24 protein-coding genes are annotated in these 21,334 nt (G+C 63.6%); 9 read left to right on the plus strand and 15 right to left on the minus strand.

Annotated features, from left to right (window positions below; all coding sequences use genetic code 11):
* Window positions 1-29: 29 nt before the first annotated feature.
* On the plus strand, window positions 30-1,172 hold the full coding sequence (locus tag A9D13_RS13350; RefSeq protein WP_066774505.1) for a M14 family metallopeptidase: 1,143 nt from the start codon (window positions 30-32) through the stop codon (window positions 1,170-1,172).
* 45 nt (window positions 1,173-1,217) lie between these two features.
* On the opposite strand, the gene A9D13_RS21295 is transcribed toward A9D13_RS13350, so the two are convergent.
* The gene (locus tag A9D13_RS21295; protein ID WP_268235838.1) at window positions 1,218-1,352 is read right to left on the minus strand and encodes a hypothetical protein; all 135 of its coding nucleotides are present in this window, start codon (window positions 1,350-1,352) and stop codon (window positions 1,218-1,220) included.
* An 84-nt stretch (window positions 1,353-1,436) separates the two neighbouring features.
* Here A9D13_RS21295 and dapE point away from each other — a divergent pair, with 84 nt between their 5' ends.
* On the plus strand, window positions 1,437-2,564 hold the full coding sequence (gene dapE, locus A9D13_RS13355) for a succinyl-diaminopimelate desuccinylase (protein ID WP_066774508.1): 1,128 nt from the start codon (window positions 1,437-1,439) through the stop codon (window positions 2,562-2,564).
* A 7-nt stretch (window positions 2,565-2,571) separates the two neighbouring features.
* Here dapE and A9D13_RS13360 read toward each other — a convergent pair whose 3' ends face one another.
* Window positions 2,572-3,003: a YigZ family protein gene (locus A9D13_RS13360; protein ID WP_229665447.1), complete on the minus strand. Its 432-nt coding sequence runs from the start codon at window positions 3,001-3,003 to the stop codon at window positions 2,572-2,574.
* 42 nt (window positions 3,004-3,045) lie between these two features.
* On the opposite strand from A9D13_RS13360, the gene A9D13_RS13365 reads away from it, so the two are divergent.
* Together A9D13_RS13365 and A9D13_RS13370 are read left to right on the plus strand one after the other, a co-directional pair.
* Window positions 3,046-4,284, plus strand: a complete 1,239-nt coding sequence (locus A9D13_RS13365; protein WP_066774512.1) for a dicarboxylate/amino acid:cation symporter — start codon at window positions 3,046-3,048, stop codon at window positions 4,282-4,284.
* Complete coding sequence (locus A9D13_RS13370; RefSeq protein ID WP_066774515.1) at window positions 4,284-4,670, plus strand: hypothetical protein; 387 nt, start codon at window positions 4,284-4,286, stop codon at window positions 4,668-4,670. The genes A9D13_RS13365 and A9D13_RS13370 overlap by 1 nt, the downstream gene beginning before the upstream one ends.
* A 1-nt stretch (window position 4,671) precedes the next feature.
* Here the strand turns inward: A9D13_RS13370 and nth are convergent, their stop codons facing one another.
* The 4 genes from nth to A9D13_RS13390 are packed head-to-tail and all read right to left on the minus strand — an operon-like array spanning window position 4,672 to window position 6,768.
* Window positions 4,672-5,367, minus strand: coding sequence for an endonuclease III (gene nth, locus A9D13_RS13375; protein ID WP_066774517.1), 696 nt, complete (start codon window positions 5,365-5,367; stop codon window positions 4,672-4,674).
* Window positions 5,367-6,095 carry a 4-hydroxy-tetrahydrodipicolinate reductase gene (gene dapB / locus A9D13_RS13380; RefSeq protein WP_066774518.1) on the minus strand — a complete coding sequence of 243 codons (729 nt, stop codon included), beginning with the start codon at window positions 6,093-6,095 and terminating at the stop codon, window positions 5,367-5,369. Before dapB ends, nth begins: the two co-directional genes overlap by 1 nt.
* A 55-nt stretch (window positions 6,096-6,150) precedes the next feature.
* Window positions 6,151-6,549 (minus strand): hypothetical protein, encoded by a 399-nt coding sequence (locus A9D13_RS13385; protein ID WP_066774520.1) that lies wholly within the window; start codon window positions 6,547-6,549, stop codon window positions 6,151-6,153.
* A gap of 12 nt (window positions 6,550-6,561) precedes the next feature.
* Window positions 6,562-6,768: a hypothetical protein gene (locus tag A9D13_RS13390; protein WP_066774522.1), complete on the minus strand. Its 207-nt coding sequence runs from the start codon at window positions 6,766-6,768 to the stop codon at window positions 6,562-6,564.
* Window positions 6,769-6,779: 11 nt separating this feature from the next.
* On the opposite strand from A9D13_RS13390, the gene A9D13_RS13395 reads away from it, so the two are divergent.
* On the plus strand, window positions 6,780-7,490 hold the full coding sequence (locus A9D13_RS13395; RefSeq protein WP_066774524.1) for an NAD-dependent deacylase: 711 nt from the start codon (window positions 6,780-6,782) through the stop codon (window positions 7,488-7,490).
* Window positions 7,491-7,626: 136 nt separating this feature from the next.
* Window positions 7,627-8,019 carry a response regulator transcription factor gene (locus A9D13_RS13400; protein WP_066774526.1) on the plus strand — a complete coding sequence of 131 codons (393 nt, stop codon included), beginning with the start codon at window positions 7,627-7,629 and terminating at the stop codon, window positions 8,017-8,019.
* Window positions 8,020-8,034: 15 nt separating this feature from the next.
* On the opposite strand, the gene A9D13_RS13405 is transcribed toward A9D13_RS13400, so the two are convergent.
* Both A9D13_RS13405 and A9D13_RS13410 read right to left on the minus strand, forming a co-directional pair.
* Window positions 8,035-8,262 (minus strand): hypothetical protein, encoded by a 228-nt coding sequence (locus A9D13_RS13405; protein ID WP_156522063.1) that lies wholly within the window; start codon window positions 8,260-8,262, stop codon window positions 8,035-8,037.
* 206 nt (window positions 8,263-8,468) lie between these two features.
* Window positions 8,469-10,742 carry an NADP-dependent malic enzyme gene (locus tag A9D13_RS13410; RefSeq protein WP_066774530.1) on the minus strand — a complete coding sequence of 758 codons (2,274 nt, stop codon included), beginning with the start codon at window positions 10,740-10,742 and terminating at the stop codon, window positions 8,469-8,471.
* A gap of 208 nt (window positions 10,743-10,950) precedes the next feature.
* Between A9D13_RS13410 and mutS the strand changes: the two genes are divergently transcribed.
* Both mutS and A9D13_RS13420 read left to right on the plus strand, forming a co-directional pair.
* Entirely contained in the window at window positions 10,951-13,587 is a 2,637-nt protein-coding gene (gene mutS / locus A9D13_RS13415; protein WP_483294806.1) for a DNA mismatch repair protein MutS, read from the plus strand.
* A 21-nt stretch (window positions 13,588-13,608) separates the two neighbouring features.
* Window positions 13,609-14,079, plus strand: coding sequence for a YidH family protein (locus A9D13_RS13420; RefSeq protein WP_066774535.1), 471 nt, complete (start codon window positions 13,609-13,611; stop codon window positions 14,077-14,079).
* Here A9D13_RS13420 and A9D13_RS13425 read toward each other — a convergent pair.
* The 5 genes from A9D13_RS13425 to gluQRS form a co-directional block, all read right to left on the minus strand.
* A complete protein-coding gene (locus A9D13_RS13425) occupies window positions 14,076-14,396 on the minus strand; it encodes a hypothetical protein (protein WP_066774537.1) in 321 nt (106 codons plus the stop codon). The two genes, A9D13_RS13420 and A9D13_RS13425, sit on opposite strands and share 4 nt — an antisense overlap.
* A 267-nt stretch (window positions 14,397-14,663) precedes the next feature.
* The gene (locus A9D13_RS20565) at window positions 14,664-15,551 is read right to left on the minus strand and encodes a hypothetical protein (protein WP_156522064.1); all 888 of its coding nucleotides are present in this window, start codon (window positions 15,549-15,551) and stop codon (window positions 14,664-14,666) included.
* A gap of 97 nt (window positions 15,552-15,648) precedes the next feature.
* A complete protein-coding gene (locus A9D13_RS13430) occupies window positions 15,649-16,233 on the minus strand; it encodes a cob(I)yrinic acid a,c-diamide adenosyltransferase (protein WP_066774539.1) in 585 nt (194 codons plus the stop codon).
* 9 nt (window positions 16,234-16,242) lie between these two features.
* The gene (locus A9D13_RS13435; RefSeq protein ID WP_066774541.1) at window positions 16,243-16,470 is read right to left on the minus strand and encodes an HIG1 domain-containing protein; all 228 of its coding nucleotides are present in this window, start codon (window positions 16,468-16,470) and stop codon (window positions 16,243-16,245) included.
* A 5-nt stretch (window positions 16,471-16,475) separates the two neighbouring features.
* Window positions 16,476-17,354 (minus strand): tRNA glutamyl-Q(34) synthetase GluQRS, encoded by an 879-nt coding sequence (gene gluQRS, locus A9D13_RS13440; protein WP_066774542.1) that lies wholly within the window; start codon window positions 17,352-17,354, stop codon window positions 16,476-16,478.
* 367 nt (window positions 17,355-17,721) lie between these two features.
* Here gluQRS and A9D13_RS13445 point away from each other — a divergent pair, with 367 nt between their 5' ends.
* The gene (locus A9D13_RS13445; protein ID WP_229665451.1) at window positions 17,722-18,285 is read left to right on the plus strand and encodes an HNH endonuclease; all 564 of its coding nucleotides are present in this window, start codon (window positions 17,722-17,724) and stop codon (window positions 18,283-18,285) included.
* A gap of 15 nt (window positions 18,286-18,300) precedes the next feature.
* On the opposite strand, the gene A9D13_RS13450 is transcribed toward A9D13_RS13445, so the two are convergent.
* Both A9D13_RS13450 and A9D13_RS13460 read right to left on the minus strand, forming a co-directional pair.
* Window positions 18,301-19,179, minus strand: coding sequence for a hypothetical protein (locus A9D13_RS13450; RefSeq protein ID WP_229665448.1), 879 nt, complete (start codon window positions 19,177-19,179; stop codon window positions 18,301-18,303).
* Window positions 19,180-19,525: 346 nt separating this feature from the next.
* Window positions 19,526-21,274: an acyl-CoA dehydrogenase C-terminal domain-containing protein gene (locus A9D13_RS13460; protein ID WP_066774551.1), complete on the minus strand. Its 1,749-nt coding sequence runs from the start codon at window positions 21,272-21,274 to the stop codon at window positions 19,526-19,528.
* Between the last annotated feature and the right edge of the window lie 60 nt (window positions 21,275-21,334).

The following is a 21,334-nucleotide window of genomic DNA, read 5'->3' on the forward strand; positions in this document are numbered from 1 at the left end:
CGAACTCATCACCCCCCAAGGCCCCTTTCATGACCAATATCGCGATCCATTCCGCCTTTGATTCAGGCAATATCGAATTGCGCCGTATCGAAGGCGCGGCCGCATGGCTGCTGATCCCGCCTGACCACGGCAGCAATTTCCGGCAGTGGTTCCATTTCGGCGTGACGGGGGGAAAAGGGCGCGAGCTGGTGCTGAAGATCGGCGATCTCAACGCTTCGGCCTATCCGGGCGGGTGGCCGGGATACAACGCCTGCGTGTCGGAAGACCGCCAGATCTGGACCCGCGCCGCCAGCAGCTTTGACGCAGGTGAGGATAATGGCACGCTGACCATACGCTTCACGCCCGACAGCGATGTGTGCTGGTTCGCCTATTTCGCGCCCTTCTCGCTCGAACGGCACATGGAACTGGTCGCGCGCAGCGCATCGGCGCCGGGCGTTTCGCATCGCGTGCTGGGCCGGACGCTGGATGGGCGGCCGCTCGATTGCCTCGAAATGGGCGAAGGCGAAACGCAGGTATGGCTGTTCGCGCGCCAGCATCCGGGCGAAAGCATGGCCGAATGGTGGATGGAGGGCGCGCTCGACATGCTGACCGATCCGTCGGATCCGGTCGCCCGCAGCCTGCGGCAGAAGGCGCGTTTCCATATCGTGCCCAATTGCAATCCCGACGGATCGTTCCGCGGTCACCTGCGCACCAATGCCGTCGGCACCAATCTCAACCGCGAATGGCACGAACCCACGATGGACAAATCGCCCGAAATCGTCGCCATCCGCGCCGCCATGGACGAGACGGGCGTGGATTTCGCGATGGACGTGCACGGGGACGAGGCGATCCCGCATGTCTTCCTTGCAGGGTTCGAAGGGATGGCCGGGCTGAAATCGGGGCAGCAGGACGGCTATGACCGATTCAGCGCGATCCTTGCCGCGCAGACGCCCGATTTCCAGACGCGCCACGGCTATCCGCGCACCCCTGCGGGCCGGGGCAATCCGGCGATGGCGACGAACCAGCTCGCCATGCGGTTCGGCGCGGTGTCGATGACGCTGGAAATGCCGTTCAAGGACCATGACGACATGCCCGATCCGCTGCAGGCTTGGAGCCCGGAGCGATCCATCCTTCTCGGCCAGTCCTGCATGCGGGCGCTGCACCTGTGGCTGGACGGACGGCACGCGGGCTAGTCGTTAACGCGCATTTACGAATTGGTAGGGTTTGGGGCGCATGATTCATTCATGGCCCAGAGAATCGCCCGCGCAGTCACCCTCCCCCTCCAGCGTCCCGCCGTGGATCTGGTTGAGATTGCGCGGGTCGCGATCGTTGCCGGCAGCGCGATTGCCCTTACCCTTGCCGGGATCTGGCATCCTTTCTGATTTCCTGATGATTTGACGAATTGCGCCACGTGCATGCTTTGCGCGGGCGCAGGCTTGCGCTAGGCGCTCAGCCTTATGACCGATACCGCACTCGACCTCGCCCAGAAGCTGATCGCCTGCCCCAGCGTCACCCCCGCCACCGGCGCTGTCTTCGATGCGCTGGAAGCGATGCTCACGCCCTTGGGGTTCGAGGTGCTGCGCACCGTCGATGGCGAGGAACCCGATGGCCCTGTCGAGAATCTCCTCGCCGTCAGGAAAGGCCCGGAAAACAGCCGCCATTTCGCTTTTGCCGGTCATCTCGATGTCGTGCCTGCGGGCCATGGCTGGTCGACCGATCCTTTCGAGCCGGAAGTCCGCGGCGAGCTCCTCTATGGCCGCGGCGCGGTGGACATGAAGAGCCAGGTCGCCGCCATGGCCGCCGCCGCTGCGCGCATTCCGGCAGAGGCGGGCACGATCAGCTTCCTCATTACCGGGGACGAGGAAGGCCCCGCCATGTTCGGCACCCGCGCGCTGATGAAACACATGGCGCAGCGCAATGTCGTCCCTGACCTGTGCCTTGTCGGCGAACCGACCAGCGTGAATCGGCTGGGCGACATGATGAAGATAGGCCGGCGCGGCAGCGTCAATATCTGGCTGGAGGTGCATGGGACCGAGGGGCATGTCGCCTATCCGCATCTGGCAGAGAACCCGATCCCGAAAATGGTCGCCATGCTGGCCGAACTCGATGCGCTGGTGCTGGATGAAGGGACGGACTGGTTCCAGCCCTCCAACCTTGAGATCACGGAGATGGAGGTCGGCAACCCGGCCACCAATGTCATCCCGGCCGTCGCCAAGGCGCGGCTGTCGATCCGCTTCAACGACCTTCACACCGGGGCGGAACTGTCCGACCTCGTCACGAAAATCGCCGAAAAGCATGGCGGCATTGCGCGGCCCGTCATCAGCGGTGAGCCGTTCCTGACCGAACCGGGCACTTTCTCCAGCCTGCTGGCAGACGCAATCCGCGCCGAAACCGGCGTCGAGCCGGAACTCTCCACCAGCGGCGGCACCAGCGATGCGCGTTTCCTAAAAGACGTGTGCCCGGTGATCGAATTCGGCCCATGCAATGCGACCATGCATAAGCGTGACGAGGCCATCGCGATCCCCGATCTCGAAACCCTCACCCGTATCTACGAACGCACGGCGCGGGCGGCCCTGGCGCTTTAGGGGCGCCCTAACGCTTCAGCGCGTCGAGATAGATGCGCACCGCTTCGGTCACATGACGGAAGCGGTCGCCGCCCAGATGCTTGCCGCCATACCAGCGCGTGACGACGACCAGATGCTCGTACAGCTCCTCCCGTTCCAGCATTTGCAGGATGATCATGCCCGCGCCGCTTTCGCCGTCGTCGTTTTTCACCGGGCCATCGGCGCCGATCAGGCCCCAGGTGTTATGCGTGGCCTTGGCGAATTTCTTGGTGCGCTTCAACTCGGCCAGCAGGGTCGCCGCTTCGTCCGCATCGCGGCAGGGCGCGCCGGACACCGCATATTTCGACCCACGGTCGGAGATGATCTTGTCGAGCACCAGCATCACCGCCTGCGCATAGGCATCCACAGCCCGTTTCGCAAACGCGGCAAACCCCTTGCGGCGCAGGAAAACGCGCGGCACAACACCGTCTTTATTGCCGCATCCTAGGGGGATTGCACTTACATGCTCGGTTTCTGGTTTCGCATTCCCCTATGGCAGCGCGTCATCGGTGCGCTCATTCTTGGCGTCGCGCTGGGCCTGTTCTGGGGGCCGGATGCTGAAGCCATCAAGATCATCGGCGATGTCTTCATCGCCTCGATCAAGATGCTGGTGGTGCCGCTGATCTTCTTCAGCCTCGTTTCGGGCGTGGCGGCGATCGGGGATCTGAAAAAGCTGGGCGCGGTCGGCGGGCGGGCGATGCTGTTGTTCGTAGTGACGGGGCAGATCTCGGTCTGGCTTGGCCTATTGATGGGCACGCTGATCCAGCCCGGCGCAGGGCTTGACCAGTCGCGCATCCAGATGGGCACGGTGCCAGAGGCCGCGACCCAGAGCTGGCGCGAAATGATCCTGTCCATCGTGCCGCAAAGCCCGGTGCAGGTGATGGCCGACGTCAACGTGCTGCCGCTTATCGTCTTCGCGCTGCTGATCGGCATCGGCATCCTGATGGCCAAGGAAGAGGGCGCGCCGCTGATCCGCATTTTCGATGCGGGATCGGTCGTCATGCAAAAGGTCACGATGATCGTGATGGAGCTGACCCCGTTTGGCGTTTTCGCGCTGATGGCGTGGGTCGCGGGCAGCTTTGGCACCGATGCACTGCTCTCTCTGGCGAAGCTGGTAGGCCTTAATTACGCGGGCTGCCTGATCATCATTTTCGGCATGTATTCGGCGATGATCAAACTGCTGGCGAAACTGCCGGTGAAGCCGTTCTTCCACGGCATCGTCGATGCCATGGCGGTTTCCTACTCCACCGCCAGCTCCAACGCGACGCTGCCCGTCACCATGCGCTGCGCCGAGGAAAACCTCGGTGTGTCGAATTCGGTGGCGAGCTTTGTCGTGGCGCTGGGCGCGACGATCAACATGAACGGCACGGCGATGTATCTGGGCCTTGCGACATTGTTCGGCGCGCAGATCTTTGGCGTAGACCTGTCATGGGCGGATTACTTCATGATCTCGATCACCGCAACTTTGGGCGCGGTCGGCGCGGCAGGCATTCCGGGCGCGGGGCTGATCATGATGACCTTGGTGTTCTCGTCCGTCGGCGTGCCGCTTGAGACGATCGCCTTTGTCGCGGGCGTCGACCGCATCATGGACATGATGCGCACCACTACCAATGTGTCGGGCGACGCAGCGGTGGCGACCACGGTGGCAGTGATGACGGGCGAGATCGACCGCGAGACGATGGTGAGCCTCGAGGACGTTTGATGGAAGAGGTTCTCACCCTTGCGATCGTATTCGGCTTTACCGGCTATGTGATCGACCAGCTTCGTCGCGTAATCGTGCGGCTCCTGCTGCATCGAATAATTGGGCGCGCGATGGAAAGGGCGCCGGACCAAGTCCCCAACCTAATTGCGCGCATGGAGTGTCAGGCCGCTGGGCCAGTTTCTGGGCTCGGACTGGCGATTACAGCATTCGGACTGATCGCACTGGTCGCGCTTGGCTTCAACGACAACGCCAACGCCGAGGATTTTGGCATCGGCCTGTCCGTATTGGCTGGGGGCCTCGCAATGGTGGTGGCACGCTGGATAAACTGGCGGCTGAGCTTGCGGCGGGAATCTCGCCTTGCTGCACAGGTGCAAGCAACGAACTAACCTACCGCCCCTTGGGCTTTTCCAGCACCTTGTCCTTATACCCGCACAGATCCACCACCGGGCAGCGCCAGCATTCGGGGGTGCGCGCCTTGCACAGGTAACGGCCGTGCAGGATCAGCCAGTGATGCGCGCCGAGCCGGAACGGTTCGGGGACCTTCTTTTCCAGCTGGGCCTCGACCTTTTCGGGGGTCTTGCCGCGCGCGATGCCTGTCCGATTGCCGACGCGGAAGACATGGGTGTCGACCGGGAACACGGCCTCACCAAAGGCGCAGTTCAGCACGACATTGGCGGTCTTGCGCCCGACGCCCGGCAGCTTGACCAGATCGTCGCGATTGCCGGGGACCTCGCCGCCGAAATCGTCGACCAGCATTTGCGCGGCGGCGATCACGTTCTTGGCCTTGGAATTGAACAGGCCGATGGTCTTGATGTGCTCTTTCAGCCCCTCTTCACCCAGATCGAGCATTTGCTGAGGGGTCTTCACCTCTTCGAACAGCTTCTTCGTCGCCTTGTTGACGCCGACATCGGTGGCCTGCGCCGACAGGGCAACGGCGACGACCAGCTGGTATTCATTGCCGAACTCCAGCTCGGTCTGCGGGTCGGGATTATCCTCGGCCAGCAAGCGAAAGAATTCGAAGAGTTCGGCCTTGTTCTTCGGTGCGTGGCCGCGCTTTTCCGGCTTTGGCTTCTGGGCCGCCATTACAGGCCCAGCACGTCGGGCATGGTATAGCGGCCCGCAGGTTTGCCGATCAGCCAGAGCGCGCCCTTCACCGCGCCGCGCGCAAAGATGGCGCGGTTCTCGGCGCTGTGCGAAAGGGTGATGCGCTCCTGCTCTCCGGCAAGGATCACGCTGTGCTCGCCCGCGACCGTGCCGCCGCGCAGCGCCGCAAAGCCGATCGCGCCCTGCGCCCGTGCGCCGGTTTGACCATCGCGCCCGCTTTCGGTGTTGCCAGACAGGTCGATGCCGCGCCCGTCAGCCGCAGCCTCACCCAGCAGGATCGCGGTGCCCGAGGGTGCATCGACCTTGTTTCTGTGATGCATCTCGACGATCTCGATATCCCAGTCATCGCCCAGCCGCGCCGCCGCTTCGCGCACCAATGCGGCCAGCATGGTCACGCCCAGCGAGGTATTGCCGGTCTGCAGCACGGGGATAGACTTTGCCGCCGCGTCGATGGCGGCGTGGTTGTCCGCCGTCAGCCCGGTGGTGCCGATCAGCAGCGGAATGCCCGCCGCCACGACCGCGTCCAGCGTCGCGCCCAGCGCATCGGGGCTGGAGAAATCGACCAGCGCATCGCTCTTTGCCGCCAGCGCCGCAATGTCGTCGCCGCGATCCGCGCCGCCTGCGTGTTCCTCGCCCAGTTCCTTGATGGCGTCGGCGATGGCGTGCCCCATCCGGCCAGAGGAACCCACGATACCGATACGCGCCATTTCATTCTCCTGTCAGTGCGCGCTTCATGGCGATGAAGGCGCACTTGCGCAATGCTCAGACCGAAGATCGCCGCAGGGCCCATGGCCATGCCAGCCATGCGCACCCGAACAGCAGGCAGGCGATAGCGATCAGCATCATGGCGTTCTCGCGGTTTGGGGTATCGGGCACCGCGACATTATTGTTGCCGGAAGGGACGCCATAACAATCGAACCATTCGCCCCGCCAGCGGTGCAGGATGAAAGCATCGCCCGCCGTATTCTCGAAACCGAATTCGGGCTGCGCCGCGCTACAGGCAAGGCTGCGCCCGCCGGGCCGGGTCGCGCCGAAATCCGTCCATCCGTTGTCGAAACCGCGCCCGGCGGCCCAATCCCTTAGCTGCTTGTCGGTGGGCCAGTTGCCATGCTCGGTCCGATAGGCCTGCGAATAGGCGCTCGCTGCGCGATAGCGCGCCAATTCGGCGGCGGCCTACGCCCGGCGTTCGTCATGTCCGGTAAAGCCACCGACTGCGGCCCAGACCAGCACCGCACCCAGAAAAAGGCAAAGAGCTGCAAGCATCAGCCGCAGAAGATTGACCAGGACAAGCATGACCATGTCGTGCCGGGCGCAGCCGCCGTTCGCAACGCTGGCCGAGCAACGCTCAACACCATTGGACTTCGCCTGCCGATACGCCATGGTGCGCGGCCATGACAGACATTCGCAATATCGTGATCCTCACCGGCGCGGGCGTTTCCGCCGAAAGCGGGATCGACACCTTCCGCGCCGATGGCGGCCTGTGGGAACAACACCGGATCGAGGATGTCGCCACGCCCGAAGGCTTTGCCCGCGATCCCGATCTCGTCCTGCGCTTTTACGAAATGCGCAAGGAGCAGATCCAGACCAAGCTGCCCAACCCCGCGCATCAGGCGCTGGCCCGGCTGGAGGCGGAATGGGACGGCAATCTGCTGCTGGTGACGCAGAACATCGACGATTTGCACGAACGCGGCGGGTCGAAATCGGTGCTGCACATGCATGGCGAGGCGCTGCTGGCCCTGTGCTCTGCCTGCGAGGCGCGGAGCCCATGGCCGGGGGTGATGGTCGAACGCCCGCCCTGCCCTTCATGCGGCGCGGCGGCGCTGCGGCCCGATGTCGTCTGGTTTGGCGAAATGCCCTATCGCATGGACGAGATCTATGCGGCATTGGGGGCGTGCGACCTGTTCGTGTCGATCGGCACATCGGGCGCGGTCTATCCCGCCGCCGGCTTCGTGCGCGAAGCAAAGGCGCATGGCGCCCAGACGCTGGAGCTGAACCTTGAGCGCAGCCAGGGTTCGGGCTGGTTCGACGAAACGCGGCTGGGCCCTGCAGGAGAGATCGTTCCAGAATGGGTGGATCAGATGCTGGGCGGAAGTTTCACCTAAACCCAATAGGTTCCGCCCTAGGTATTGATCCCTAAGCGGAGCCACACGCCACCCTTACCTCCATAGTCGATGGGTCTGAACTTGCCGATCGCAGGGCTTATCGCCCATCCCCCATTGGCGAGGAGGCAGGAGTTTCATGGGCCGCATCATTTACGCCGAAGACGACGATATCGTTGGTGAGATCGCCACCAGTGCTCTGTTTGGCGCAGGCCATGCCGTGGGCTGGCTGCGCGACGGACAGGCCGCGCTGGAGGCGATGCGTTTTCGCACGCCCGATGTCGCCGTGCTTGATCTGCATATGCCGAATATGGACGGGATGCGCGTGGTGCGGGCGATGCGCGTCGATCCGCATCTGGCCATGGTGCCCGTGCTGATGCTGACCGCCGTATCGGGCCGCAGCGACAAGGATATCGCCTTTTACGAAGGGGTGGACGATTACCTGACCAAGCCGTTCGACCCGGATGAGCTGATTTTTCGGGTCGAGCAGCTGATGGGTGGCAATATCCGCCGCACCGGCATGTTCGCCTGACCGGCAGGAAAAACCTCAGCCCGGCTCCTTTGAACGGCTGGCGTATTGGTGCATCATCTTGGCAATATCGACCCTTTCCTCCCGCTCGGCATAGCTTGCGACGGTCAGGAACAGGCTCGTGCACTCGTTGCGCGCACGGCGCTGGAGAAACGGTTCGGAGACACGGGTCTCGACGAGATGGATGATGGTATCGGACAGGGCTGCGGACAAGGTCTCGCAGATGTCGGGGGTTTTGCCCGGCAAGATGACCTCTCTTTTCGTGAAATAGCCGACGCGCTTGGCCGACACGGTATTTGAGCGACCCGTCTAACGGCTGCTCATAATACGATTGAGGTATACAATTGTTCCCGAACAAGCGTTTGTTCGCGCATGCGAAATGCCCGGCCAGCGGGAACCGGCCGGGCATTTCCTGATGCTCTTTTCCGGCGTAGGCCGGACAATTCAAACGATCAGCTTAGCACTCCAGCCGCGGCCAGCACTGCCAGCGTCAGCACATCGGGCGCGATGGCCGTCATCGGCGCGATCTGCACCGGCTTTTCCATGCCGACCATCATCGGGCCGATGGTGGAGGCACCCGCCAGCTCGCGCAGCAACTTGGCCGACAGGTTCGCCGACTGCAGCCCCGGCATGATCAGCACATTCGCCGGCGCCGACAGGCGGCTGAAGGGATAAAGCTTCATCACCGTTGGGTTCAGTGCAGCATCGGGCGCCATTTCGCCCTCATACTCGAAATCCACGCCCTCATCGTCGAGGATATGGACCGCATCGCGCAGGTTCTCGAGCCATTTGCCCGACGGATTGCCGAATGTGGAGTAGGACAGGAAGGCAACGCGCGGATCATGCCCCAACCGCCGCGCGACCTTGGCGGTCTTCTTGGCGATATGGGCGAGCATTTTGGCATCGGGCCGCTCGTTGATCGTCGTGTCGGCAAGGAAGACGGTATAGTTCTTGCCAATCATCAGGTGGATGCCGAACGGCACCTCGCCTTCTTTTTCATTCAGCACGATATTCACTTCGCGCGCGGTCTGCGCAAAGGGGCGTGTGAGGCCGGTCACCATCGCATCGCCCGCGCCGATCGCCAGCAGGGCGGAGCCGAAGATGTTACGGTCCTGATTGACCATGCGGCGCACGTCGCGCTCGGTATAGCCGCGTCGCTGCAGGCGGGCGTAGAGATATTCGACCATCGCGGGCACATGATCGCTGTCGGCCGAATTCTGGATCTCGAAGCTGTCGGGATCCTCGACGCCCAGGGCGATCAGCTTGTCGCGCACTGCATTGGTACGGCCGACCAGGATCGGATGGCCATAGCCGAAATCGCGGAACTGGATGGCGGCGCGGATGACCACGTCTTCCTCGGACTCGGCAAAGACGACGCGCTTGGGGTTCTTCTTGGCGTCCTCATACACCTTGGTCAAAACCGAGGTGGTGGGATTGAGCCGCGACTTCAATGCGAGCTTGTATTCCTCGAAATCCTCGATCGAATCCTGCGCCACGCCGGTATCCATCGCGGCCTTGGCGACGGCGGCGGACACGCGCTCCATCAGGCGCGGGTCGAACGGGGCGGGAATAATGTATTCGCGCCCGAACTGGTGATCGACCCCGTATGCAGCCGCGACCTCGTCGGGCACGCGTTCGCGCGCCAGCTCGGCGATGGCTTCGGCGGCGGCGATCTTCATTTCCTCGTTGATGGCGGTGGCGCGCACATCCAGCGCGCCGCGGAAGATGAAGGGAAAGCCCAGCACGTTATTGACCTGGTTCGGATAATCCGAACGGCCCGTGGCGATGATCGCCTTGGGCTTCACCGCCTTGGCTTCCTCGGGCAGGATTTCGGGGATGGGGTTGGCCATGGCGAAGATGATGGGCTCATCGTTCATGCCCTCGACCCATTCGGGCTTCAGCGCGCCGGCGGCCGACAGGCCAAGGAACACGTCCGCGCCCTTCAGCGCTTCTTCAAGGCTGCGCGCTTCGGTCTGGACGGCATGGGCGCTTTGCCACTGGTTCACCTTTTCGCGGCCCGGATAGATCGGGCCGGACCGGTCGCACATGATGACGTTTTCGTGTTTCACGCCCAGCGCCTTGATCAGCGCGGTGCAGGCAATGGCCGAGGCGCCCGCCCCGTTCACCACCATCTTCACGTCTTCCATCTTGCGGCCCGTCAAATGGACCGCATTGATGAGGCCAGCGGCCGCGATGATCGCGGTGCCGTGCTGGTCGTCGTGCATGACCGGGATGTTCATCTTCTCGCGCAGCGCCTGCTCGATGATGAAGCATTCGGGGGCCTTGATATCTTCAAGATTGATGCCGCCAAATGACGGTTCCATCAGCGCGATGGCGTTGATCAGCGCCTCGGGATCTTCGGAATTCAGCTCGATATCGATGGAATCGACATCGGCGAACCGCTTGAAGAGGACCGACTTGCCTTCCATCACCGGCTTTGACGCCAGCGCGCCCAGATTGCCGAGGCCAAGGATGGCAGTGCCGTTCGAAATCACCGCGACGAGGTTCGAGCGAGCCGTATATTTAGCAGCAAGCGCGGGATCGCGGGCGATCGCCTCGACCGGGGCGGCAACGCCCGGCGAATAGGCGAGGCTCAGATCGCGCTGTGTCGCCATGGGTTTCGAGGGGATGATCTCGATCTTACCGGGACGGATCGTCTCATGGTAAAACAGCGCCTCGCGCTCGGTGAAAGACACGTCTGGCTTGTTGCTATCGTCACTCGACACGGACTGGCTGCTCCTCTTCCGGTCCCTCTCCACGGGATCGACTATCGGCCTATAAACATTTCACCCCTGTGCGACAGGGGGGGCGCTACCCTTTTTTTGCATGGATCGTTGCGCAATGTGCATCGCAGGCGGCAGAAGCGAAGCGCGCCGGGGATAGCCTCGGGCCCGTTCTTGGTCGAATCGAGCCACTCTCGCTAACGCATGCGGCATGGCGAAAACGGCGGAAAAATCGGCGAGCAAGAGCGGCGTTACGCCGATGATGGCGCAATATCTGGAGCTGAAGGACAAGGCCGGAGACTGCCTGTTGTTCTACCGGATGGGCGACTTCTTCGAATTGTTTTTCGACGATGCGAAGATCGCCGCGCAAGTGCTCGACATTGCCCTCACCAGTCGGGGGGTGCACGGGGGCGAGCCGATCCCGATGTGCGGCGTGCCGGTCCATTCCGCCGAAAGCTATCTCGCCCGCCTGATCCGCGCCGGATGCCGCGTCGCCATTGCCGAACAGACCGAGACGCCCGCCGAAGCCAAGGCGCGCGGAGGATCGAAGGCGCTGGTCGCGCGCGACATCGTGCGTTTCGTGACCGCCGGCACCTTGACCGAGGACACGCTGCTGGAAGCACGCCGCGCCAATGTGCTGGCGGCGCTGGCCCCGGTGCGTGGGGCTATCGGCATAGCCGCGATCGACATCTCGACCGGCGAAATGGCGCTGGAAAGCGTGGAGCCGGAAGCGCTTGGCGCGGCATTGGCGCGGATCGGCGCGGCAGAGATCGTGGCGCCCGAAGATGCGGACCCGCTGCCCGACGACGCGATCCTGCGCCCGGCCCGCGAATTTGCGAGCGAAAAGGGCGAGGCGAGGCTGAAGGAACTGCACGGCGTTGCGACCTTGGACGGGTTCGGCAGTTTCGACCGCGCGGCGCTGGCGGCTGCGGGGGGCCTGATCGCCTATCTCGACCATGTCGGGCGCGGCACTTTGCCTTTGCTGCTGCCGCCACGGGCGCGGGCGGCGGGCCATCACCTCGCCATGGACGAGGCGACGCGTTCCAGCCTCGAAATCCTCGTGTCATCGGGCGGCACACGCAAGGGCAGCCTGATCGATTGCGTCGACCGCTGCCTCACTGGCGCGGGAGCGCGTCTTCTGGCCGAAGACCTCTCCGCCCCGCTGTGCGACAGCGGCGCGATCCGGGCGCGGCTCGCTTCGGTGGGCTGGCTCTACGCCGAACCCTTGCTGCGCGAAGCCCTGCGCGACAAGCTGCGGGCCCTGCCCGATATTGGCCGCGCGCTGGGCCGGATCGTCGCGGGGCGCGGATCACCGCGCGATCTGGGGCAATTGCGCGATGGCCTGGGGCTGGCGCTCTCCATCCGCGAGCGGCTCATGGCCAGGGCGGAAGTGCCCGGATTGATCGAGGCGCTGCTGCCGCGCCTTGCCGGGCATGGCGCGCTGATCGAATTGCTGACCCGCGCGCTGGTAGAGACTCCGCCGACCGAGCGGTCGCAGGGCGGTTTCGTCGCCACCGGCTATGACGCGGCCCTCGATGAATTGCGCGAAATCTCGAAGAACGGCCGCCGCGCCATCGCCGCGCTGGAGGCGAAGTACCGCGAGCAGACCGGCATAGCCTCGCTGAAGATCAAGCATAATGGCGTGCTGGGCTATTTCATCGAAGTGCCCGCAGGGCGCGCCGATGCGCTGATGGCCCCCGATAGCGGCTTTACCCATCGCCAGACGATGAAGGGCGCGATCCGCTTCAACGCATTGGCCCTGCACGAGGAAGCCAGCCGCATCGCCGAAGCAGGCGGACGCGCGCTCGCCGCCGAAGAAGCGCATTTCGAGGAGCTGATCGCGGCCGCCGACAAGGCCCGCGAAGCCATCGCCGCCACCGCGCAGGCTTTGGCCCGCATCGACGTCTGCGCCAGCTGGGCCGAGCGCGCAGGCGAACGCGCGGGCTGGGTCATGCCAGAGATTGCGGATGACACCGGCCTTGCCATCAAGGGCGGGCGGCATCCGGTGGTGGAGGCAGCGCTGGCCAAGGATGGCGAGCGGTTCGTCGCCAATGATTGCGCCTTGGCGGAAAAATCGCGGCTGTGGCTGATCGGCGGGCCGAACATGGGCGGCAAATCGACGTTCCTGCGGCAAAACGCGCTGATCGTCCTGATGGCGCAGGCCGGCGGCTTTGTCCCGGCAGAGGCGGCGAAAATCGGTCTTGTCGACCGGCTGTTCAGCCGCGTCGGCGCATCGGATAATCTGGCGCGCGGACGTTCGACCTTCATGGTCGAGATGGTGGAGACCGCCGCGATCCTCAGCCAAGCCAGCGAACGCAGCTTCGTCATCCTCGACGAGGTCGGGCGCGGGACCAGCACCTATGACGGCCTCGCGCTGGCGTGGGCCGTGGCGGAAAGCGTACACACGTCGATCCGCTGCCGCTGCCTGTTCGCGACGCATTACCACGAACTCTCCCGCCTTGCCGAAAGCTGCGAGGCATTGTCGCTGCACCATGTGCGGGCGCGGGAATGGAAGGGCGATCTCGTCCTGCTTCACGAACTGGCCGAGGGGCCGGCGGATCGCTCCTATGGCCTGTCGGTGGCGCGACTTGCGGGCCTGCCCGCGCCGGTGATCGCGCGGGCGAAATCGGTGCTCGCAAAGCTGGAAAAGGGCCGCGCCGAAACCGGCGGTCTGGCGGCGGGGCTGGGCGAATTGCCTTTGTTTGCCGCAGCGGTGGAGGCGGCCGAGGAGCAATGCGACACATTGCGCGAGAACCTGCGCGCACTGGATGTCGATGCGCTATCCCCGCGAGAGGCGCTGGAGATGCTCTACAAATTGAAGGCCGAGGCGGGCGAGGAACCGGCCTGATACTGGCGCATTTCTCCCGGTATGGGAGACTGCGAACCCTATCGCCACGGGGAAGAGACCAACGGCGACAACCGTGAGGAACTCGCCCTCGACCGGACCGAGATGGCCGAAGACCGCACCGTCATGGCGGTCGAGCGGACATTCGCCGGCTGGATCCGCACGGCCTTTGGCGCCATCGCCATCGGCCTCGGCTTCCGCGCCTTGTTCGGAGAACTGGACCCGCCTTGGCTGGCGCGGGTCATCGCCACCATCTTCATCGGGCTGTCTGCCGTGCTGGCCATAGTTGCCGAACGCCGCGCCTGTCATGCGCTGAAGCGGATGCACGGCCACGCCATCGACAGCCCCGATGCGCCGCATTTGCGCTGGATCGCATGGTCGGTCTGCGCCGGTTCGGTGGCGCTGGCCATATCGCTGTGGATGATGGAAAGCGCACCTGATGTCGCCAGCGAGGCCGCCGATATCGCATCATCGGCGGCCAGCGCGATCGATTAGCTGTCGGAGTTCTGCGGCTCGTCTTCCATCACGTTGGACTTGCCGTATTTGTTTTCATTGTCGTCCATGTTCGGCTCACCGCGATAGGCGCTCATGTCGATGCCGCCGGTGTCCATCTGCTTCATGTGATCGACAAGGTCTTCGGTATCGTCGTCCGAAGTAACGCTGTCGGCGCGCTTCTCGCTCGCCTCGTCCAGCACCGCGCCAGAGGGGCGGCGTCCGCGCGCCTGCTCGGCCACGGTCTGCGCCTGCGCGTCCTTGTCGACCTGCTCTTCATTCACCGTTTCGGGCGGGAGATCGTTTTCGGGATTGGCCATGGGTGTTTCCTTTGTCTGGGGTCTTTGGAAAGGAAACGGGTGGGGAGCGCGGGTGGTTCCTAGGCATCGCCCACGAATTAGGGCGAGCATTGCGCAGCAAGCGCAGCGCTAATTCGCCAGAGGCGATGCCGCGGCTGGCGGACGCGAGGGCGTAAAGCCCGCAGCGCGCCGTTCGACGTGACAGCCGCGGCTTTGCCGTGGCTGCGGCGGGTTTTGGGAGTTTGGATTTTATGCGGGAATGACCGGGACGGGGTGGATTGCGGACGTTCAATTTTCGCCTGATTGATCTCTAGCCTCGGCGTTGGGCGCCATCCATAGCCGTTCATGTGGAAATGGTATTCGGTAAGAGGCAGCCCATTTGCGGCCGTTAATCTCTACGGCGCCTTTCGGGTTTCTCCGAGCGAGAAAGCTCTGGAGGGCTCCTAATTCGGAGGAAGGCAAGAATAGGCTGTAACTGTCTCCTCGTTGGATAGTCGACGGTGCAGATAAGTCGGGCCACTCCTCGTTCCAATGAATCGACGGTTCGGGCGCATACTCGTAAGGCCAGATCATCACCTCGACCCTTGCTGGCATCCACGGTTCCGATTGCGCGGAATTGAAAATTCTTACCGTATCAAAAGCTTTGGCTACCGCTGCCGGCAGCCTTGAAGTTACTTGCTCGTCATCAAGTGAACCGTAGACACTAAAAAACATGGACGGATCGCCGTACACAAGCAGACTACTCTCGGGTTGGTCAGTCGCTTCAGCGACGACATATTCCCCATAGAGTTTTGGGGAAGCAGCTTCTGAAAGAAAATTCCTGATTGAAAGTGCCTCTGCTGCCTTCAATCGGACCGAACGGAAGCCATCTTCGGTTCGATAGATCACCTGCCCATCGCTGTAGAGCGCAAATCGCGGTGACTCTGATCCTACGACCATTCCCAAAGGGTCGCGTTCCAGAAGAACTATCTCAGGCACAGGCCCTTTGCCTTGCCGCATCTCTGCAAGCATTTTTGGCCGCTCAAAAAAACGCACATTTTGGGGAAGAGGGGCTATTGGTACATCAGCGTATGGCAAATCGAATGAGGGCGCCTCGGGCGCATCCCCTTTGCTCGCGTCGCATGAAGCAAGCGCAAGACTGATCGTAATCGCAATCGCTTGTTTTGCAGGTAGCATTCACCGAATGTGCATAAAGAGTGTAACGTCCGCAATCGGTCGTTAGCCGACTATCCGCTTTTGCCGAACAAACCGCAAAAGCAGACACCGCCCAAACTCACCGCCCCGCAGCCGGCACCCATTTCACATCGCCCTTGCCGCCATCGTTGGCCAGCCGCGCCAGCACGAAGAGCAGGTCCGAAAGCCGGTTGATCAGCTCCAGCGCCGCAGGGTTCACCTCGTCCGCTTCGGCCAAGGCCACCATCGCGCGTTCGGCGCGGCGGACGCTGGCGCGCGCGACATGGAGGCGCGCCGCTGCCTCGCTGCCGCCGGGCAGGATGAAGCTGGTCAGCGGTTCAAGGCTCGCGGTCGCCTTGTCGATCTGGGTTTCCAGCCATGCGACCTGCGTGGGCACGATGCGCAGCACCATTTCGGATGGCGTGAAATCCGCCCCGCCCACTTCGCCCAAGGGCGTGGCGAGATCGGCGCCAAGGTCGAACAGATCGTTCTGCACCCGGCGCAGCGCATCGGCGGTATCACCCGTTTCAAGCGCGCATATGGCAAGGCCGATGGCGCTGTTTGCCTCGTCCACCGCGCCGATCGCTTCCATGCGGGCGGCGTGCTTGGGAAGGCGCGAACCGTCGACAAGGCCCGTCGTACCATCGTCACCCGTGCGGGTGTAGATCTTGTTCAGTTTGACCATGTGGCCGGATCAGCGCGCGATCAGCAGCAGCAGCGCGACCACCGCGATGGCCGCGGCCTGGTACTTGATGCGCGACATCATCGCCTTGTTCTGGCGAAGCTGCATTTCCTTGATCCGCTCTTCCCCGCCTTCAAGGTCGAGCTTGGTCGTTTGCATGAAAGCGACAATGCCGCGCACGAGCGAGACGACGACCATGATGGCAAGGCCGATGATGACGAGAATGAGAACCGTGTACATGCCCTCTAGATAGGCATGTCCGCGTCTGAAAGCGAGTCCCCTGCCCCTTCGCCTTCCACGCCCAGATGAAGGCCATCGGGAAGCCGCCCTGCCCTGAGCGCATCGGCCAGCGCCAGTCCGTCCTCTCCCGCCAGCCGCATGTCTGCCAGCGAAGGCGAACCGCGCCGTTTCGCCAGCTTGCGCCCATCGCTTTCAAGCAGCAGCGGGTGATGGTGCCAGACCGGCACCGGCAGGCCGAGCAGTTCCTGCAAGAGCCGGTGCACATGGGTGGAGGCGAACAGGTCCATGCCGCGCGTGACGCAGCTGATGCCATCGGCGGCATCATCCAGCGTCACGGCAAGGTGATAGCTGCCCGGCGCATCCTTGCGCCCCAGCACGACATCGCCGAACGCCTCGGGCGCGGCGACCTGAAGCCCGTGCACCTCGTCCTCCCACACCAGCGGGCCTGCGCGATAGACCGCCTCTGCCATGTCGAGCCGCCATGCGACCGGCCCGTCCACCGCGCCGTGACGACCCCGGCAGGTGCCGGGATAGACCGGCCCGTCCGGCCCGGTGCGCGTAGCCGCCGCCGCGATTTCGGCCCGGGTGCAGCGGCAGGGATAGACGAGACGTTCGCGCTTCAACCGATCCAGCGCGTCGGCATGGGCGGCGATGCGATCCGATTGCCTTATCGCTTCCCCATCCCATTGCAGGCCCAGCCAGCGCAGATCCTCCAGCGTGCTTTCCGCAAATTCGGCGCGGCTGCGAGCGCCGTCGATATCCTCGATCCGCAGGAGAAAGCGCCCGCCATCGCGCCGCGCCCGGTCATGCGCGGCGATCGCGGCATAGGCATGGCCCAGATGCAGCGGGCCATTCGGACTGGGGGCAAAACGGGTGACGGTCATGACCGGGCCTGTCTGCCGCGCCGCTGCGCCTTGTGCAAACCTGTGTGGATAAATCCGGGATGGGCTGGGCAAATCATGGGGGTAAACCGCGCATAACCCACCACCAATTGTGGATATTGCCCACAACAGCATCTTGACCGATCGGGCGCTCTTGGGCAGCAATTGCACTTAACATGCGTCATCATGCGGTCATCCAACCCTGCCACTCAGCGCCCGTTACCGGCGCGTTTGGCAATATGGCCGTGTGGCCAATGACCGTCGATGCGCACCGTGGGAGGGCCGTCCAAAGGCCCTTCGCTCAAAAGGAGGCGCGGCGAAGGATATGTTCAGGGCGGAGCTGATCGAACGAAGAGCCAAGCTCGCCAGCATGATGGACGATCCCGTCCGCAAGCTGTCGAGTTGTCCGGCACTGGTGCTGAACGCAGATTTCACCCCGCTATCCTATTACCCCTTAAGCCTGTGGCCATGGCAGACAGCGATCAAGGCGATCTTCCTCGACAGGGTCAATGTCGTCGCCAGCTATGACCGCGAGGTGCACTCCCCCTCGCTCGATATGAAGATCCCCAGCGTGATCGCCCTCAAGGACTTCGTGAAACCGTCCGAGTTTCCCGCCTTTACCCGCTTCAACCTGTTCCTGCGCGACCGGTTCTGCTGTCAATATTGCGGCAGCCCCAAAACGCTGACTTTCGACCATGTCGTCCCGCGCCGCCTGGGCGGCAAAACCAGCTGGGAAAACATCGTCACCGCCTGCGCACCCTGCAATATGAAAAAGGGCGGACGAACGCCGAAACAGGCGCATATGCACCTGCATGTGACCCCGATCCGCCCGACCAGCTGGCAGCTACAGGAAAAGGGCCGGGGCTTTCCTCCCAACTATTTGCACGAAACCTGGCGCGACTGGCTCTATTGGGACATCGAATTGGAGGAATAGCGCAGGCCCCGCGCCCTACATCCCGTAATCGATCCTGATCCGGACCCATTCGCCGACCATCGGGCGGCCACCGATACGCGGGGGCCGCACCTTGAACTGCCATGCCGCCGCAAGGATGGATCGGTTGATGTTCGAGCCCACCGGATATTCGGCAATCGGAACGCAATCCTCCACCCGGTAATCGGGCACGGTCCGGCATGCGATCAGGCCCCAGCCGGGGCCGGTCGCGGTCGACAGATAGCCCCTGAGTTCGCCGTCGCGCGGTTCGCGGTACCATGATGCGGCATATAGCGGTTCGCCATTGGGGCCGGAACCTTCGACCCGGCGGCTATCGGGCGTGCGCGAACGCGGCACGGGCGGCCCCATCATCGGCCCCATCTCCGCCTGCGGCGGCTTGGGCGCGGGAGGGGGCGGAGGGGGTGGCGGCGATGGAGCGGGGGGAGCGGCCTTTGGCACGATCGGCTTTATCGGGATCGGCGGCGGCAGGTCCTCCACCTTCGGCTCGGTCGGCTTGGGGCTGGGCGGCGGCTGTGAAGCGGGTTCGGGTTCGGATTGCGCCGGTTCCAGTTCGGGTTCGCTCGGTTGCGGCGCGGCTTTGATATTGACGCTGGTCAGGCTTTCGGGCTCGGGCGATCCGGGCAGCATCGGCGCACCCAATGTCAGCACTGCGAGGATGAACAGCGCCTCTATCGCCAGCGCGAGCACGATCCCGGCCCCGCGCTGGCCGAATTGCGCCTTTACCCTATCAAGGCTGAAGTTCGCGCGATCTGGAAGGGACAGCGGCATAAAGCTCTGCATATGGCGGGGGGACACGCGGCGGCGCGAAAATCTTACCGCAACTGCGATAAGGCCGCACACGGCGGTGGGCAAGGGCGATCGCGTGTCAGTCTGCATCAGGGCCTCGCCCTGCAATCGCGACGGGCAATTGCTCCGGACCCGCCTCAGTCCGCAATCAGCGCCGCGCGAGGGCCCAGATGTCGTGAACGGCTGTCTAAGCGACAATGCCGGCGCGAAGGATACGGCACAATTGATTGAACGAGCGGGGCGGCGCTCTGCGCTGGTCAAGGGCGATATCGCCTAATCGGAAACTGCCCGAAGGCTGGTCGAGGTGGCCGTTTCAGGCAACTTCAGCCAGCCCGCGGATTGGCGGAATTTGCCTGCATGGCGGATCGCGTTCGATCGTTTTCGCGAGATAGGGCGGTCGCGAAGCTGCCGCGATCGCCCCTGATTTCGCCTCGGTTCAGAACGCCTCGGCGTCCATCGCCATGATCGGCCCTTCCCCTTCGGAAATGCTGGCAGCCAGACCCTCCGTCTGCGGCAGGACGCGGGTCGCGAAGTAATGTGCCATCTCGACTTTCGATTTATGGAAAAGCGTATCGCCGCCAGCAGCGGCTGCGGCCATGCGCGTCCACATCCAGCCAAAGGATACGAGCGCGAACAGCCGCAGGTAATCATGTGCGGCAGCGCCCAGCGCATTGACCTCTGCGCCCTGCAATCCGGCGGTCGCTTCACGAAGAAGGCCCAGCGCCGTTGCCGTGCGCTGCGCGACCGGTGCGGCAGCATCGGTCTGCGCATCCGCCTCAAGATCGGCAGCGATGAGATCGAAGAACTCCTCGGCCACCTTGCCGCCTGCCATCGAAAGCTTGCGTCCGACGAGGTCCATGGCCTGCACGCCATTGGTCCCTTCATAGATCTGGGCGATCCGCGCATCGCGGACATATTGCTCCATACCCCATTCGCGGATGTAGCCGTGCCCGCCAAAAACCTGCTGGGCCTCGACCGCGCCTTCGAATCCGAAATCGGTAAAGGCCGCCTTGACGACCGGGGTCAGCAGCGCGACCAGACCGTCGGCCTTTGCCCTTTCCTGCGGATCGGCATGGCCATGCGCGCGATCAAGCTGCAACGCGGTCCAGCCAGCCAGAGCGCGGCCCGCTTCGACAAAGGCGCGCACGTTCAGCAACATGCGGCGAACATCGGCATGTTCGATGATCGCAACCGGGCTGCGCGCGCCATCGGCGCTACGCCCCTGAAGCCGTTCGCGCGCATAGGCGGCGGCCTGCTGATACGCGGCCCCCGCAATGCCCAGCCCCTGGATGCCGACCATCAGCCGTTCGGCGTTCATCATCGTGAACATTGCCGCCAGCCCGCGATGCGGTTCGCCCACCAGCCATCCGGTGGCTTCATCGTAATTCATCACGCAGGTGGGCTGCGCGTGAATGCCCATCTTCTTTTCCAGCGCGCCGACCGACATGGTGTTGCGGATCGTGAATTCGCCATCGGCATCGGGCAGGAACTTGGGCACCAAGAACAGGCTGATCCCCTTCACCCCCGCCGGCGCATCGGGAAGCCGCGCCAGCACGAGGTGGACGATATTGCCGCCAAAATCATGATCGCCCGAGGAGATGAATATCTTTTGCCCGGTCACGGCAAAGCTGCCGTCGCCCGCATCGACCGCCTTGGTCTTGAGCAGGGCAAGATCGGTCCCCGCACCGCTTTCGGTCAGCGCCATGGCGCCGGTCCATTCGCCGCTCACCATCCGGGGAAGATAGGTCGCCTTCAATTCCTCGGTCGCGTGGTCGGCGATCGCTTCGGCTGCGCCGCGCGTCAATCCGGGGAACAGGCCGAAGGACAGGTTCGCCGCCGACATCATCTCGTCAAGCCAAAGCTGCAGGATGAACGGCAGGCCCTGCCCGCCCCATTCGGGATCGCCTGAAAGCGCCGCCCAGCCGCCTGCCACGAATTCGCGGTAGGCATCGGCAAATCCCGGCGGCGTCCGCACCGCGCCATCGACCAGGCGGCTGCCCTCCTCGTCGCCTTCGCGGTTGATGGGGGCAAGCGTTTGCGCGCACAGCTTGCCCGCTTCTTCCAGCACGGCGGCGGCAAGATCTGCGTCAATGTCCTTGCCCATATCCGCCATGGCCGCCTCGAAATCGAGAACGTCGTTCAGCAGGAAACGATAATCTTCAACGGGCGGCGTATATTCGATCATGCACTCTCTCCGGACCAGCGGCCGAAGCAGCTACACCAAACGACTGTTACAATCAATATG

Source organism: Croceicoccus mobilis, assembly GCF_001661965.1.
Classification (GTDB): Bacteria; Pseudomonadota; Alphaproteobacteria; order Sphingomonadales; family Sphingomonadaceae; genus Croceicoccus; species Croceicoccus mobilis.

Excerpts from the sequence above, each read along its gene's own strand:
- A9D13_RS13420 (WP_066774535.1), top strand. The coding sequence starts at position 13,609 with ATGGGAGACTGCGAACCCTATCGCCACGGGGAAGAGACCAACGGCGAC.
- A9D13_RS13395 (WP_066774524.1), top strand. The coding sequence starts at position 6,780 with ATGACAGACATTCGCAATATCGTGATCCTCACCGGCGCGGGCGTTTCC.
- A9D13_RS13365 (WP_066774512.1), top strand. The coding sequence starts at position 3,046 with ATGCTCGGTTTCTGGTTTCGCATTCCCCTATGGCAGCGCGTCATCGGT.
- gluQRS (WP_066774542.1), bottom strand. The coding sequence starts at position 17,354 with ATGACCGTCACCCGTTTTGCCCCCAGTCCGAATGGCCCGCTGCATCTG.
- dapB (WP_066774518.1), bottom strand. The coding sequence starts at position 6,095 with ATGGCGCGTATCGGTATCGTGGGTTCCTCTGGCCGGATGGGGCACGCC.
- A9D13_RS13445 (WP_229665451.1), top strand. The coding sequence starts at position 17,722 with ATGATGGACGATCCCGTCCGCAAGCTGTCGAGTTGTCCGGCACTGGTG.
- A9D13_RS13425 (WP_066774537.1), bottom strand. The coding sequence starts at position 14,396 with ATGGCCAATCCCGAAAACGATCTCCCGCCCGAAACGGTGAATGAAGAG.
- mutS (WP_483294806.1), top strand. The coding sequence starts at position 10,951 with ATGGCGAAAACGGCGGAAAAATCGGCGAGCAAGAGCGGCGTTACGCCG.
- A9D13_RS20565 (WP_156522064.1), bottom strand. The coding sequence starts at position 15,551 with ATGCTACCTGCAAAACAAGCGATTGCGATTACGATCAGTCTTGCGCTT.
- nth (WP_066774517.1), bottom strand. The coding sequence starts at position 5,367 with ATGGCGGCCCAGAAGCCAAAGCCGGAAAAGCGCGGCCACGCACCGAAG.
- A9D13_RS13460 (WP_066774551.1), bottom strand. The coding sequence starts at position 21,274 with ATGATCGAATATACGCCGCCCGTTGAAGATTATCGTTTCCTGCTGAAC.
- A9D13_RS13435 (WP_066774541.1), bottom strand. The coding sequence starts at position 16,470 with ATGTACACGGTTCTCATTCTCGTCATCATCGGCCTTGCCATCATGGTC.
- A9D13_RS21295 (WP_268235838.1), bottom strand. The coding sequence starts at position 1,352 with ATGCCAGATCCCGGCAAGGGTAAGGGCAATCGCGCTGCCGGCAACGAT.
- A9D13_RS13450 (WP_229665448.1), bottom strand. The coding sequence starts at position 19,179 with ATGCAGACTGACACGCGATCGCCCTTGCCCACCGCCGTGTGCGGCCTT.
- A9D13_RS13390 (WP_066774522.1), bottom strand. The coding sequence starts at position 6,768 with ATGGCGTATCGGCAGGCGAAGTCCAATGGTGTTGAGCGTTGCTCGGCC.
- A9D13_RS13350 (WP_066774505.1), top strand. The coding sequence starts at position 30 with ATGACCAATATCGCGATCCATTCCGCCTTTGATTCAGGCAATATCGAA.
- A9D13_RS13370 (WP_066774515.1), top strand. The coding sequence starts at position 4,284 with ATGGAAGAGGTTCTCACCCTTGCGATCGTATTCGGCTTTACCGGCTAT.
- A9D13_RS13400 (WP_066774526.1), top strand. The coding sequence starts at position 7,627 with ATGGGCCGCATCATTTACGCCGAAGACGACGATATCGTTGGTGAGATC.
- dapE (WP_066774508.1), top strand. The coding sequence starts at position 1,437 with ATGACCGATACCGCACTCGACCTCGCCCAGAAGCTGATCGCCTGCCCC.
- A9D13_RS13430 (WP_066774539.1), bottom strand. The coding sequence starts at position 16,233 with ATGGTCAAACTGAACAAGATCTACACCCGCACGGGTGACGATGGTACG.